The following is a 14,514-nucleotide window of genomic DNA, read 5'->3' as shown; positions in this document are numbered from 1 at the left end:
TATCTTGTACGGACTAGAACCCTTTAACATCGCTCCCGGTTGCACCTTGTCCCCTCCCGTACAAGAAGCTCTGCCCCGACTCTTATCTCTTCTACTGGAGGAAATAGCAGAATTGTGTGCACCCGGCCGATAGGAACCCCTGTCTATCCCCTGCTAATCTTCGCTGTCTAGTTTTTCCAGCAAGCGACGCAGTTTGGCGATAGCTTGTCCCCGATGGCTGACGCTGTTTTTCTCTTCTACTGTAAGCTCGGCCATGGTACGATGGAAAGTCGGCAGATAAAACAACGGGTCGTAGCCGAAGCCGCCGCAGCCACGCCCACTTTCGGCAATGAAGCCGCTGCAGATGCCTTCCACTGTGCACTCTCGGCCCGGCTCTAACACTAAGGCTAATACTGTCCGGAATTGGGCTTGGCGTTGCTCCGGCGGCAAACCCGCGAGTTTTTTTAGCAGTAAGGCATTATTGGCGGCATCGTCTTGCTGGGGTCCGGCAAACCTATGGGAGTGAACACCAGGGGCTCCATTTAAGGCTGCCACTTCCAAGCCGGAATCGTCGGCTAAGCTGGGATAGCCGGTTAAGGAGAATGCGGTGCGAGCTTTTTTCAACGCATTAGCAGCGAAAGTAGCGCCGTCCTCTTCGATTTCGGGGCAGTTTGGAAAATCCGTCAGAGACAGGATGTTGAAACCTAAACCAGCCAGGCCGGCTCTAAACTCGGCCACCTTGTTCATGTTCTTCGTCGCTATGACTAGCACCGGCCCGGTCATTGTTGTTTTACCTTCACCAAGTTAGCATCTTTAGCCAAAGCATTTTTTTGCTCGAACATCAGTTGCTTGATACCCGTGGTGGCCAGATCAAGCAAATTATCCAAATCTGAACGGGAAAACGGAGCCGCTTCGGCGGTGCCTTGAATCTCCACAATTTTGCCGTCGCCGGTCATAACAAAATTCATATCCACATCGGCCTGGGAGTCCTCAGCAAAGGCCAGATCAAGCAGCAGACGTCCATCCACAATCCCCACTGATGTGGCCGCCACAAAATCAACCAGCGGTGAGTGAGTTAGATGGCCGTTATCCACAAGCCACTTTACCGCATCCACCAAGGCAACAAAACTGCCGGTTACCGCAGCGGTCCGAGTGCCGCCGTCGGCTTGAATTACGTCACAGTCCAACCAAATAGTGCGCTCGCCTAAGGCAAACAGATCAATCGCCGGCCGTAAGGCCCGGCCGATAAGTCGTTGGATTTCCAGACTGCGGCCGCCAGTGCGTCCCCGAACAGAGTCGCGCATTGTTCGTACCGGTGTAGCCCGCGGCAGCATAGAATATTCCGCTGTTATCCATCCTTGTCCGCTACCTCTTAAAAACGGCGGCACTTTCTCCTCGACCGAAGCGGTACAAATCACTTTGGTGTCGCCGCTACAAATAAGAACCGACCCCTCGGCATGCTTGGTAAACTGCCGGGTGATAGAGACCGGCCTGAGTTCGTTGGGTTTCCTTCCGTCAGTACGCATGGTTAAACCTCACTTTCTATTGGAACATTGCCCACTGTGCCGACTAACAGGTAATGCTTAGTTAAGGGGTCAAAGCGAAGCTGTGGCAGGAGCGAAAATCCTTGGATATCGCCGGTACGGCTCAGGTGAATCCGGGGACCTGTGCAGGGAATAAGGCGATCAGCGATCTTAATATGGCCCTGATCGTAATAGGTAACCGGTAGATTGGCCCTAATAAGTTGTTTTACCTGCTGTTCCACCTGAGTCAGGTCTACGGTTAATTCGCTCTTGTATTCCAACACGAAACCGTGAGGCAAATCGCTGTGCCAATCGGGCATCGGTTGGTTAAGATCCAGTAACACCAGCGTGGTTAAGTCTTCGGCTGTATGAACCATCTTACGGTAATGGGAAGAAGCAAATACCCGCGACGCAATCTCCGCTGCCCGGGGTCCAAACAGGGTTGGTCTGGTGACGACCACCTCTTCCCCTATACCCACCAGTAGTTCGGCGTTCATTGGCAGCAGGGGAGCCAAGGTCTCGAAATGCTCCACTACTACCCGTCGTCCAGACAAAACCGCTTCTCGGACCGAGGACGCCAGCTCGCTTAAAGGTACAAAAGCCATTTCAAAACAGACGTCCACATGGTAGGTGTGGCTACGGAAAGAGCCGGTGCGAATATCACGTACCAACGGCAAGGGACGAATGTTTACATTTTCGTCATCGTTAGTAAGTTCGAGGCCCGGGAACATGCCTCGAATCAATAAGGATTTACCCATGCCTGACGAACCGATAAAACCAATTAGCCGATCGTCAGGATCAAGATAGCGCTGAGCCAAATAGTTTCCCAGACGAATCAATCGTTCTTTGCCCCTGGGGGCAAAGTAGATGGATTCGCGTAGGTTTTGGTGTTGCACTGTTACCCCACTCCTAGCCTGTGCCATCCCCAAGCTGGACATGCATTACTTTATCCGCCCTACCAAAGCACCTTTACTGAAAGCATACACATCGTCAATAACCATGGAAATGCCCAGCTCCCGTCCTTCGCTCCGGGCCCTTTCTTCCAGTAACTGGATATGCAGCTCTTTGCTTTCCGGTGGCAAAGGTAAGGCACCACAGTCCAAAAAGCGCACGGCGCCGGTTGCATCCCGGGCGGACAGAACTTGCCCGCGGCAAATGCCGGCCGGGGCTAAGGGAAGATCCAGGCTGCCTTCGGCCAACGCCGGTTCTAATCCTGGCGCTACTTCCCCGTCACCTAGTTCCAAGACTCGATTGATGATGGCCTCGGCTTCGGTTCGCACCTGTTCTTCTTCTTGGCTCACTGCAGCCGCTAGAGACTGCTGCTGATCTGTAGCCAAACGGCTTACGCCTTGAGCTAAATCTAGCCACAAGCTTACCTGGTCCGAAGTCAGGGGCTGATCTTTGTCTACAGCCACTACTTCGCAGCCCTGGGCCGAGCCCAGGGCTGACGTGGCCGCTGTCCAGGCAGCAACAGTAGTTAGGTTACGCAGACCCAACAAGGATCCGCCGGTCCACGGCAGACAAATGACAGTGGCCGACAGTTCAGCCGTTAAAGTAGCCAAGACTCTTAAAGCAGCCACATCTTGCAGGAGATGACCGCACAGACTATAAGCGGCGCTAAGGTTCGTGACCCCTTGCGCCTGAGCCAGTTTGGCCTCCAGCACAATCAGCGCCACCAGCAATCCAGGCGGTATCAAGGTAGACGTACGCAGTCCGCGCACCTCGCGCCGGACTGGAATTCCGGCCCGATGATAATCATGGGCTAGCCTATCCACGGAAGCATAGCGGCAAAGGCAATCCGGCAAAGTCCCCCCTTGGCCGGCGGCAAAATACTCCGCCAAGGGTCCGCCCTGCCAGGTAACGATCCCAGCCGTGGCTAAAAGCTCGGCCAGATCTTCTGGGAATTCACCGCTAAGTTGGGCCCCCCAGCGACCGAAGACATCTAGATGCTTAGGTAACAACGAGCGCAGGGCCGATAAAGGTTCTGCTTGCAGCCAGGTTAAGGCTTGCTTGTCCGGCGGCGTCGGAAAGCTAAACATAACAAAGGCATCGTTTTCTACTAAACAAGCCAAGTAGTCTTCCAGGTTTGACGCTGTCTCCACCGCCAAATTCAAACGTACGCGTAACCGTCCCTGACTGGCCCTAGGAAGAGCCAGCTCTTGGTTCTGTAACCAAGAGACTGTTTCGGTCCGAGAAAGTAGCTTATTCCGTTCTTTCCGTCGCTGGTCATAGTCTGCTGCCATAGTCACTAACCCTCCGCACCGGCCGGAGACCAGTTCTTAATTCCAAGCAATGCCGCCTTCAGCAAGGTTATGGAGCCAGCATCCGGTTGAAACACGAACTCGATTATTTCTGTACCCGTAGCCGCGGCTTGCTGAACATCTTTTTTTCGTCCCGGCGAAGAAATAATCGTAGTGGCTCCGGTCAGAGCTTGGGCCAACTGCACCGGATCACGGGTTGTAACTACAGGCATGTCTTTGAAGATAAGATCTGCCTGCTCCAGCGCCGTGATAATTGACTGGGCGAAAGTCTGCGATAAGCAGACCACCGGCAGCAGGCTGTCCGGGGCAACCCGGGCAATTCGAACAATGCTGCTCACCGATGGTTCCAATGCTATACCCAACGGCTGGGGCGCTTCTGAACCGAGCATGGCCTTAACTTCATCTAAATGATAAAAAGTCGTTACTACCATGTCCATTTGCCGCAACCGCTGAAGATTTTCGGCCGCTCCTCCTTGAAGGTTTTGCAGTAACCAGGGATGAATGGTTACACCTGATCCCAGTTCTAGCTCTTTGGTGAAGTAGTCCAACTGTTCCCGATTGCACTCAACGAAAGCCACTTGCAGTCGGCCCAGCATTTCTTTTCGCTGTCGTACCCTGAGGGTCACAATAGCGGTAAAATCCTCGATGGAAAACCCAAGCTGCAGCGCCTCTCCGATAGCTAAGTCTACTAGCCGTAGCACTCGGTCTTTATGGTCGCTGTCCACAGCCAAGCTGTCCGGGGTGGCACAGACAAAGGTGCCGGAACCCTGCTTGCGGCAGATCACTCTTTGAGCCTCCAACTGCTTGTAGGCTGTGCTGACTGTGTTTCGGCTTATTCCCAACTGTTCAGCTAATTCCCGCTCGGTGGGCAAGCGATGTCCTTGCGCCCAGACACCACGTAGCACTAAGTCTTTTATTTGATTCTGGAGCTGAACATAAATGGGAATCCCACTCTTGGGGGAAATTGTAAATGTCACCCTCGACCCTCCTGTACTCACTTGCCTTGCCGGCCAAGAAAGCCGCCGTAGGTGGCACGAGCATCCATGATGGTATAAAACGCTGTTGGATCGTGCTCGGAAACCATTTGCACTATGTGGGGCAGCGACCGGCGCTTGAGCAACACATGCAGTACCTGACGTGGGCCTTCTTTGCCAAAAGCGGGAAACGTAGTCACCCCAAATCCTTGCTGCCTGAGCAGCTCGGCCAGATTAGAATCCGGTTCGCTGGGAATGATCTCCACTGTAACAAATCCCAATGCCATGCGTTCTTCGATTAGACTGCCCACATAGTTTCCCGTGGCAAACCCGGAGGCATAAAACAATAAATTCAAGGGGTCATTTAGTTTGCCCACTACTTGATTTAAAGCCAAGATATAAACAGATACTTCAAAAAAGCCAATGAGCGCAGCAATAATCCGCTGCCCACGTACAATCATCAGGGTACGTACAGTGGCACACGACATGTCGATGACGCGAGCACAAAATATAAACAAGTACCCTAATAATCCTGAGAAAGGCATTGGCCTCTTCTCCTTTCATTCTACCAGAGGTGTATTTAGTCATTCTTATTAAAATACTCTATATTAAATTCGAGCTTAGGAAAACTTCTTCCTCGCTCCCTCAGCGCTGACGGAAGTAGTCCATGATTCCCTCGGCTATTGCTTGAGCCGCTTTTTCCCGAAAGACCGGGTCGGCCAGGAGTTTTTCTTCCACCGGGTTGGATAAGTAGGCCACCTCGATTAACGCCGCTGGCATCTTGGTATGGCGAATGACATTGTAGTCCGCGGTTTTCAAACCCCGATCCGGCAGCCCGAGAGAACTCACCAAGGTCTTATGTAGAGCCTGGGCCAACTCCTGCCCTCCATGCCCATCCCTAAAGTAATACACCTCGGTCCCGCGTTTGCTGTCATCGGTGAAAGAATTGCAATGGATGCTGACCAAGACTTCTACCTTCTCTTCGTTGGCGATTTCAGGGCGGTCACGAAAATCCACCTTGACATCGCTGTCCCTGATCATGAATACCTTGGCTCCGGCTGCCCGCAAAGCCGCCGCTAATCTTTGGGCAATATCCAGATTCAAGTCTTTTTCTTTTAGTCCGGAGGGACTGACGGATCCCGGTTCGCTGCCGCCGTGGCCGGCATCCACGCCAATGTAACGGCCTTGGACAGGGCTGGCTGTTAGCTCCAGAACCAACTCTCCCGGTTGTTGGCCCAAAACGAACCGGTGGCTCAAATAGGATTCTAACTCCACCACCAACCGGGTTACCTCGGGATCAACCGCAAATTGACCGGCCCGCACCTGCACTATTACTTCGTCATTGACGTCAATGACTGTCTGCGTACTTACCAACAGAGTATCCTGAAAATCCACCACCAGTCGATCAGGGTTTTGCAGTCGGGTTGTACGGTAGTTTAAGTCGCCGGTGGCTTGGATCTTAACTTTGGCACCACCGGGAACAGCCTGGTAGTCAAAACCGATAATCTGCGGGGCAAAATAGAGTTCCAGGCCTCGAGCAGAGGCAGTGACGCGAAACTTCGTCACCCGGTGTTGCTCCACGATGATATTAACCCCTGTCGGGCTGTCTTGAATCTTCACTGCTTTGGTTAGCAGACTGTTCGGCTCCACTGGGTCTAATCCAGGGCCGGCCACAATCCCCGGCAAATGAATAACCAGACGATCCGGCGCCGCCAACTGTTGTACCGTGTAAGGCACCTGGCCGGTAGTGGCGATGCTAAGAATCTCACCGCCGGTTATTTGCTCGTACTCCAACTTCTCCACTCGATACGGCAGTACCAAAGTAAGTTCCCCGGTATCGGCGGTAACGGTAAAAGGAGTCGGCTCCGATAGGGTAACGGTCACCACTACGCCTTTGGCTTGTCCAGGAGCTAGAGACTGTACCGACACCCCTTGTACCAGGGTCCCCTGGAGGGCCAATGGACCTTCCGCTAGGGCCAGCTCTGCTTCCGGCAATGTAATCAGCACCTGATTATCGGATTGGGTCACCGTACCCTGCAGGTGCCCGGTCCCTTTGATGGCTAACACTTCTCGTCCCAGTTCCGGCTGTAAAACCACATTCTGAACTTCGGCTCTAGCCCCGGTTACATGCACGGTGCGTGTGGGAGCATCCCAATGTACCTGGGCCCCTAAAGCCTCGCCAATAAAACGAAGCGGCACCATGGTACGGCCGCCGACAATAATTGGGGCCGCATCCAGCTTGTGCTCTTGATCCCGGAAAAAAGCTGTGCTTTTTCCGATACCGAGACGGATATCGCCGTCGGGTAGGGCCACTCGCACTGTACGGGCAGTGCTGTCCCAATGTACTTGAGCACCCAGTTCTTCGGAAATAATGCGCAGGGGAACCATGGTGCGGTTATTTTGGATTACCGGAGCCACATCGGACTCGATCGCTCGTTCGTCAATAATCAGTCTGATCGGCCCAGGTGCTGCTTGAGCCGGAAAAACATGGATAAGTAACAAGCCTAAAAACAGGCACCAACAGACTGCCTGTCGATAATGCCTCATAATATGTTGCCTCCTAAATACACTGGCTTCAGTTCACTGTCCTATCTTCGCCTTAGATGCTCATAATCCTGCCACTATAAAATTCTAACAAAAAAGGCCCTAGCCCTGTTCCGGCTGGGCCTTGGTGATATTTTCCAGATCCAGGTAACTTCGGGGCACCTTTAGCTTCTGTTCGATCAAAGGCGTCCCCTCGATCAAAATTTCGAAGCAGTCAATACCGGCAAATCGTCTCAAAGTCAGGGCCAGCGAACCAACAGTAGGACTTTGTTCCTCTTTACGGATATTCCCCTTGATATCCCGTAACACTGCTTCTTTAGAAAAGTTCAGGCTGAGCAGATCGCCTTCAATTCGATAGTCCAGAAGCCGCGTTCCCTCAGGAAACACCGACGACAAATACGGTATGCCCCGTGGTCCGGCCACTAGCTGGTCCAGTGTTGCTTTGAGCACATCGGCTGTCTCGGGGGCAAGTTTCACTGTCACTGGCACCAGGCAGGTATCGTTATAACTGAAAAATACGGTTATGGGCAGACCGTCATCAGGCTCCCCCGGAATCAGGTTAATATATGCTGGACGTTCAAGCACCATGTTGTTGCCTGGTACACCGTTAACTAGAACTTCAATGGATTTGATGTCCACATCCGGCATCTCGGTCAAGGTGAAGACCAGGCTGCTTAGAGCCTGTTGCCACAGCTTGGGATCCATGGTTCCGATAGCTTCGCCCCCCAGGTCCACACACACTCGACCGTCTTTTACATAAATGTATTTCAGCAATACGCCGCGCGGAAACGGCGACGACAATGCTTCTTTTAGGTCGGTGTCGTGGGGGCCGGCCAAGACTTTCTCCACCACGTGGCGGCAGATATCATCATCTAGTGACACTTTGGTGTTGACCGGAACTAAGTAATCTCCCTCCTGGGTGACGTAATACACCGTGACCGGTTGTTGTCTGATAACGGCCAGGTCCTTGGTCTCGTCATTTTGAAACACAGGTAAATCATTGCATCCTACTAAGGTCGTAGTTACAATAAAAAAAGAGATAACCAATAACAACTGCGAGACTCTTACCGGCTCGCGTTGCATAACCAGGGCACCCCCTTCGGTTATATGCCCCTGAACCTCCCCGTATAATGTATTCGACACCGGTTCAATTTTCCCTGGTTTGGTAACCATCTTTTTCAAAAATCTTTTTTCAGCAGGAAACCAACTGGCTTTAGAGAAGTATGTGGGGACCTTAATCTTGAACGAAACAGCAAGACATCCTCAGGAGGTGGAGTACATAGATGGAGATCAACGAATACGTCCCCTTGAAAGACCATACGTCATATAAACTCGGCGGTCCGGCTCGTTTCTTCTGCGAGCCGTCCTCGGTGGCCCAGGTCAAAACCGCCTTAGCTTTTGCGGATGAACAAAAGGTGCCGGTGTATGTCCTGGGAAGCGGTACTAACGTCCTAGTGAGCGATAGCGGGGTTCACGGCCTGGTTATCCGCCTAGCCCGGAAGTTCGGTTACCTTTCCGTTCACGACGGCAACGCCTTGGTAGGTACCGGGTTACCGCTTGATCATCTCATCGCTGCCCTGGCAGAAGAAGGTTGGGGCAATTTCGAGCGCTTGGCCGGCATCCCCGGTTCTGTCGGCGGCGGTATTTATATGAATGCCGGGGCCTATGGTATCACCCTGGGCCAATTTGTCCAGGAAAGTATGGTTATGGATCGACGGGGTGTGGTCAAACGCCTGTCTCAGTCTGAACACGGTTTCACCTATCGCAGCAGTGTTTTTCAGCAGCAAGACCTGATTGTGCTGGAGACTTCACTGGCTGTTTCCTCTATGCCGAGAGAACAACTGGCCCAAAATATCGCAGCCAGCAAGGAAAAGCGGCGCCGGCTCCCGTTGTTACCCAGCTGTGGGTCTACCTTCCGTAATCCACCTGGCACCTATGCCGGGAAAGTTATTGAAGAGCTGGGCCTAAAAGGCACCCAGATCGGGCAAGCCCAGATCTCCCCCTCTCACGCCAACTTTATCGTTAATCTAGGCGGGGCCAGCGCTCAGGATGTATTTGGTTTGATCAAGCTTATTAAGCTGGAGGCAGCGGCCCGGGGTATTACCATGGAAACAGAAGTGCGCCTATGGGGACAGTTTGAGTAGCTTGGGGCTCTGACTAAATAGGCAAGATTAAAAGAGGCCGAAACCGGCCTCTTTTAATATGTAGATGGCAAAACAGCTGCTTTTGTTCTAATTTGGTGGAGGCGGGGGGGAATTGCACCCCCCGTCCAAAAGTAAGCCCACAAAGGCATCTACGAGCGTAGCTTCTGCTTTTATCTTCGCCCGCATTGGCTCCAAGAAGCAAGATCCAATTTGGGCTAGCCCTCAGAAGTTCCCGGCCGACATGAGGGCTCTGTCTGCCGGTAGCTTGCTAAAATGACACCCGTCTCCGACCCCGCAAGCTTAGGCCGGGCGGATGGGCTACGTTAAGTTACGCAGCCAGAGCGTAATCGTTGTTGGCAGTTATTGCCTTTCCATGTTCTTGACGCGGCCATGGTCCGCGGCTCGCTTCCTCTGCCAGCTTTACCTCTGTCGAACCTAAATCGCCCCCAAGGAATGCTCTTTAAACGCTCGCTCAATTTCCCGCTTGGCATCCCGTGCCGCTAGATCATCACGTTTGTCGTATGACTTTTTGCCCCGAGCTAACGCCAGCTCCACCTTGGCCCAGCCCCGTTCATTAAAGTATACCTTCAGCGGGACTAAAGTCAAGCCCTTTTCTTGTATCATGGCAGCCAGTTTTCTGATCTCGTTTTTACGGAGAAGCAATTTGCGCGGTCGCCGAGGCTCATGATTTACGTAGCCGCCTTGTTGATACGGGCTAATGTGCATATTGTAGAGAATTAGCTCCCCGTTTTCGGCCCGGGCATAGCTGTCTCTTAAACTAGCCCTGCCGGCCCGCAGGGATTTCACCTCTGTTCCCACCAGCGCTAACCCGGCCTCGTACGTTTCCAGGATAAAGTAATCATAACGGGCTTTGCGGTTAGTGGTTACAATTTGCTCATTGGTTTTCTTCTTGGTCATTTAATTCCTCCATATCGGCGGCAGGCGCCTTGCACCCAGCAATATTGTAACACGAAAAGTCAGTCGGCACAAGGCCTAGTGGTACCTGGCAGCCCGGATCGAAGCAATGAAAACATTATTTCAATTGCACCTTGATCTGGCGCAGGCGATCCGCTCGTGTTTGTCCTTGGTAAGTCTCTGCCGAGACAAACAACAACGGCGCTTCTCCTAACAAACCGCGTTCCAGGTTAAGAATGATATTATTGCCCGAACTGGATACTGTAATGCCGGTAGGTAGCTCTTTGGCCGGAATAGAAAGCTGCAAACGTAATTCCGGAACCGTTCCCCCTAACGTGACCAGCTCCATTTTGCACTTTAGCTCCGGTTTAACGGGCCCCCTTAAGGACAAGGTCAGTTGTAGGTTCTTGGCGTCGACGCAGCCGGACAGCCGCACAATGTCGGTATGGCGATCAAAGCGGTCGATCAAGCTGTCGCCAGCCGCATCGGAGGCTAGCACCATCTGTTCACCGCTGTTGGTACTCTCCAGCACCACCGCCGACGGATAGACCTGGAACAATTCGGTGGACCGAACAAAAGCGGTCAAAAAACCACGCATTACTGCTATCTGAGAACGGTGCTTTAGGATTGCATTCTGTTTTGTAACCCTTTCGCTCCAGGACAAGGGCAAGCTGAGCCATTCGTCTTGGTCGGCAATCGCCGCCGGCGGCTCCAGGGCACGCATGACGTGGGCACCCCAGGGACGAGGCCAATCATGATAATGCACCAGGTAATTGTAGGCCTTGGGCTGACACGCCCAACCGTGCAGCCGCAGGTCTTCCAAGGCATAGGCCACAAAGGCGTTAGTAGCCCAATGATCGGAATGTCCTTCGTAATTACTGGGGAACAAAATCACCGTCGGTTTTTCCGTTCGCAGTATGGTCTTGATATCCTTCAATAAAGCCTCGCCGCTATAGGCCGTCACCGGGGTAAAGCCATTGCTGTATGGAGAAAAGTTGGTGCCCGTGTAAGGGGACTGATAGGATGAGGTGATGGACCAGTGCTGTTGCCATAGGCGTGCCAGCCCCCGGTCAGGATAGCCAAGAAAAACAACGTTCTCTGCCGGGACGCCCAACAAGGACGTGGCTGACCACGCTTCCTGCTGGCGTACTTTACCTAGGGCCAGCATGCTGTTGGCATTGGTTCGAACCACCCGAAACTGGCGCAGAGCCGCCTGGCGAAAACCGTCACCGCAAGTAAGAAAGACCACTGTAACCCGGCTGTCGGCTGCTATGGCTTTTTGGATAAAGCCGGCCGTCCCTATGCTTTCGTCATCGGGATGCGGCGCAAATACCAACACCTTGTCCTTATCGGTAAGCTCCAGGGAATCCTGCTCCAGCGGAAACACAAAATTCCCCTGCCAGGGTAAAAGCCAGTAATACACGCTTAGAACGACCAAGACCACTAAAAGAGCAAACATGGTTGTTTTGCCAAGTCGTCGCATACAGGGTCTCCTCTCGCGACACGTTCTGGTAAATATCTCTATAGCTTAGTCGAGAAAGTACCTAAATGTCACTGACCGCCACCCAGGTACGGGGACAATACGTATGCGAAGGGCCATGGCATAATTACTGTGCAAACAATCCGGTATAATATATTACCATGTTCAGCGGTTGAAACCAAGAAAAAAATTAGCGGGAGAGAACAGCAACTACTCTCCCGCCGAACAACGGTTCGCACCAATCAGTTCCAGTTAGCAATCAGAGCCGGTAGAGGTTTAACTCTAAAGCCCACTTAGCTGAACATCGGCGCAAACACCAATGCCACAATGGTCATGAGCTTAATAAGAATATTTATGGACGGTCCGGAGGTATCTTTGAAGGGGTCGCCCACAGTGTCGCCAACCACCGCCGCCGCATGGGCCGGCGTTCCTTTGCCGCCGAAATGGCCGCTTTCGATGTATTTCTTGGCATTATCCCAGGCTCCGCCTGAGTTAGCCATTTGAATAGCCATCAACACACCGGTGACTAAAGCCCCGGCCAGCAAACCGCCCAAGGCCTCTTTGCCCAATACAAATCCAACCAACAGTGGTGCCACCACTGCCATGAGACCGGGTACCAACATCTCGCGCAAAGCTGCCGCCGTGCTGATATCAACGCAACGGGCATAATCCGGTCGAGCCTCGCCTTCCATAATGCCAGGTATTTCTTGGAATTGACGCCGAACTTCTTCGATCATGTGAAAAGCAGCCCGGCCCACGGCCTGCATGGTCAGGGACGAAAACAGATACGGGAGCACGCCACCTACAAACAGCCCCACTGTTACCCGGGCATCTAAAATGCTAAGTCCGCTTCCCTCAAGTCCCACTGCAGTGGCATAAGCGGCAAACAAGCCCAGGGCAGTCAGTGCTGCCGACCCAATGGCAAATCCCTTACCGATAGCAGCAGTAGTGTTCCCCACCGAGTCTAAGGTGTCGGTGATCTCACGTACTTTCGGATCGAGTTCCGCCATTTCCGCAATGCCGCCGGCATTATCGGCAATGGGGCCATAAGCATCCACCGACACCGTCATCCCAGTGGTAGATAGCATCCCTACCCCGGCCAAAGCAATACCGTACAAGCCGGCAAAGTGGTTGGCCACATAGATGGCAGCTGCAATCATCACAATGGGCCAGCCGGTGCTGGCCATGCCCACGGCCAAACCGGATATGATGGTGGTTCCAGGGCCGGTCTGTGCAGCCTCGGCAATCCCTTGGGTCGGCTTGTAATCAGCCGAAGTATAGTACTCGGATACTAGACCGATACCGGTACCGGCAGCCAGTCCGGCTACCACCGCCAGGAATGGCCCGGTTTCACCGATTACTTGCTGGGTTAAGAAGTAGCTAGCAATAGCAACTAGAATCGCACTGCCAAAAGTGCCGTTGCGCAACGCACCTTGCACATTGGCTCCCTCACCGCCACGAACGAAAAAGGTGGCAATTACACTGGCCACAATACCAACAGCAGCCAACAGCAACGGCAACAACACGCCGTTAAAGCCATAGACGATGACGCCGATAGACATGGCCGCAATAATTGAGCCCACGTAAGACTCAAATAAGTCGGCACCCATACCAGCCACGTCACCCACGTTATCACCGACGTTGTCGGCGATAACCGCCGGATTGCGCGGGTCGTCTTCAGGAATACCAGCTTCCACCTTACCCACCAGGTCTGCCCCCACATCGGCGGCCTTGGTATAAATGCCGCCCCCAGCCCGGGCAAACAGAGCGATGGAACTGGCTCCCAGGCCGAACCCATTCACAATGTTCGGATCCTGATAAATTAAGTAAAAAACCCCCAGGCCCAACAATCCGAGCCCAACCACTGACATACCCATAACCGCACCGCCGGAAAAGGCAATGTCCAAGGCAGGACCCTGCCCTTGATGAGCTGCGTTAGCTGTGCGGACGTTAGCCCGGGTGGCTACGTTCATGCCGATGAAACCTGCCCCGATAGAACACAAGGCTCCGAAGATAAAGCAAATCGCCGTCTGGTAATCGATGGCAAAGGACAGAACGGCAAAAAGAGCTATAATGAAAACAACCAGAACCCGATACTCCCGCATGAGAAACGCCATGGCCCCTTCGTGAATGGCACCGGCTATTTCCTGCATTTTTTCTGTGCCAGGATCAGCCTTATTAACCCGACCGGCAAAATAAAAGGCAAAAATCAGCGCCAACAAGCCGGCCGCTGGGGCCAGAATTGTAAGAGATTCCATTCTTTCGGTTCGCCTCCTCAAAAAGTGGTGCCTGTAAAGCCAAAAGCACCTACCTCAGTGGTAAGTGCCCACTTAAGTTAAAAAATCGCCAGAAGCAGTGCTAACACCATAAACGCTGCCGCAATGTACCTAGTCCAAACAGCAAGCTTCTCATTTAGTCCTTTTTTCTTGCCTAGAAAAGTCTCCGCCCCGGCACCAATGGAAAGTCCGGCACTTTTGCCTGACTGCAACAAAACCAACACAATAAGGCCCAGGCAAGCAATAACAAAGAGGACCATGAGCACTGTATGCACTTCCCTCACCCCCACCATTCACTCTCAATTATTCCCCGTTGGCACCTTGTTAATTTTAGCATACCAAAGAGCAAATGGCAACGATTCGGCGCTTGGGCCAGAAACGTTGCCATTGATGTTGCGTAGCTATTCAGGGGTGGACC

At 52.9% G+C, this 14,514-nt stretch carries 13 protein-coding genes and 1 other RNA gene; 1 reads left to right on the top strand and 13 read right to left on the bottom strand.

Going from position 1 to position 14,514, the window contains the following annotated elements:
* Window positions 1-153 precede the first annotated feature (153 nt).
* From GX016_06140 to GX016_06105, 8 genes are all read right to left on the bottom strand, one after another.
* The gene (locus tag GX016_06140) at window positions 154-762 is read right to left on the bottom strand and encodes an XTP/dITP diphosphatase (protein HHT71138.1); all 609 of its coding nucleotides are present in this window, start codon (window positions 760-762) and stop codon (window positions 154-156) included.
* A complete protein-coding gene (rph, locus tag GX016_06135) occupies window positions 759-1,505 on the bottom strand; it encodes a ribonuclease PH (protein HHT71137.1) in 747 nt (248 codons plus the stop codon). The genes GX016_06140 and rph overlap by 4 nt, the downstream gene beginning before the upstream one ends.
* Window positions 1,506-1,507: 2 nt before the next feature.
* Window positions 1,508-2,425 (bottom strand): alanine-tRNA synthetase second additional domain-containing protein, encoded by a 918-nt coding sequence (locus tag GX016_06130; GenBank protein HHT71136.1) that lies wholly within the window; start codon window positions 2,423-2,425, stop codon window positions 1,508-1,510.
* Between the two features lie 18 nt (window positions 2,426-2,443).
* Complete coding sequence (locus GX016_06125; protein HHT71135.1) at window positions 2,444-3,745, bottom strand: hypothetical protein; 1,302 nt, start codon at window positions 3,743-3,745, stop codon at window positions 2,444-2,446.
* Window positions 3,746-3,750: 5 nt separating this feature from the next.
* Window positions 3,751-4,740, bottom strand: a complete 990-nt coding sequence (locus tag GX016_06120) for a GntR family transcriptional regulator (GenBank protein ID HHT71134.1) — start codon at window positions 4,738-4,740, stop codon at window positions 3,751-3,753.
* Window positions 4,741-4,757: 17 nt separating this feature from the next.
* Entirely contained in the window at window positions 4,758-5,282 is a 525-nt protein-coding gene (locus tag GX016_06115) for a DUF2179 domain-containing protein (protein HHT71133.1), read from the bottom strand.
* Window positions 5,283-5,382: 100 nt separating this feature from the next.
* Complete coding sequence (locus GX016_06110) at window positions 5,383-7,284, bottom strand: AMIN domain-containing protein (GenBank protein HHT71132.1); 1,902 nt, start codon at window positions 7,282-7,284, stop codon at window positions 5,383-5,385.
* A 99-nt stretch (window positions 7,285-7,383) separates the two neighbouring features.
* Entirely contained in the window at window positions 7,384-8,364 is a 981-nt protein-coding gene (locus GX016_06105; protein HHT71131.1) for a GerMN domain-containing protein, read from the bottom strand.
* A 200-nt stretch (window positions 8,365-8,564) separates the two neighbouring features.
* On the opposite strand from GX016_06105, the gene murB reads away from it, so the two are divergent.
* A complete protein-coding gene (gene murB, locus GX016_06100) occupies window positions 8,565-9,425 on the top strand; it encodes a UDP-N-acetylmuramate dehydrogenase (GenBank protein HHT71130.1) in 861 nt (286 codons plus the stop codon).
* Between the two features lie 93 nt (window positions 9,426-9,518).
* Here the strand turns inward: murB and ssrA are convergent.
* From ssrA to secG, 5 genes are all read right to left on the bottom strand, one after another.
* Window positions 9,519-9,873: a transfer-messenger RNA gene (gene ssrA, locus GX016_06095) on the bottom strand.
* Window positions 9,861-10,343 (bottom strand): SsrA-binding protein SmpB, encoded by a 483-nt coding sequence (gene smpB / locus GX016_06090; protein ID HHT71129.1) that lies wholly within the window; start codon window positions 10,341-10,343, stop codon window positions 9,861-9,863. The genes ssrA and smpB overlap by 13 nt, the downstream gene beginning before the upstream one ends.
* A gap of 115 nt (window positions 10,344-10,458) precedes the next feature.
* Window positions 10,459-11,823, bottom strand: coding sequence for a hypothetical protein (locus GX016_06085; protein ID HHT71128.1), 1,365 nt, complete (start codon window positions 11,821-11,823; stop codon window positions 10,459-10,461).
* 290 nt (window positions 11,824-12,113) lie between these two features.
* On the bottom strand, window positions 12,114-14,078 hold the full coding sequence (locus GX016_06080) for a sodium-translocating pyrophosphatase (GenBank protein HHT71127.1): 1,965 nt from the start codon (window positions 14,076-14,078) through the stop codon (window positions 12,114-12,116).
* A gap of 77 nt (window positions 14,079-14,155) precedes the next feature.
* The gene (gene secG, locus GX016_06075; GenBank protein ID HHT71126.1) at window positions 14,156-14,389 is read right to left on the bottom strand and encodes a preprotein translocase subunit SecG; all 234 of its coding nucleotides are present in this window, start codon (window positions 14,387-14,389) and stop codon (window positions 14,156-14,158) included.
* Between the last annotated feature and the right edge of the window lie 125 nt (window positions 14,390-14,514).

This window comes from Bacillota bacterium, assembly GCA_012837285.1.
In the GTDB taxonomy this organism is placed as follows: Bacteria; Bacillota; DTU030; order DUMP01; family DUMP01; genus DUNI01.
The sequence above is the reverse complement of the archived record's forward strand: the minus strand, read 5'-3'. Positions and strand labels throughout refer to the sequence as shown.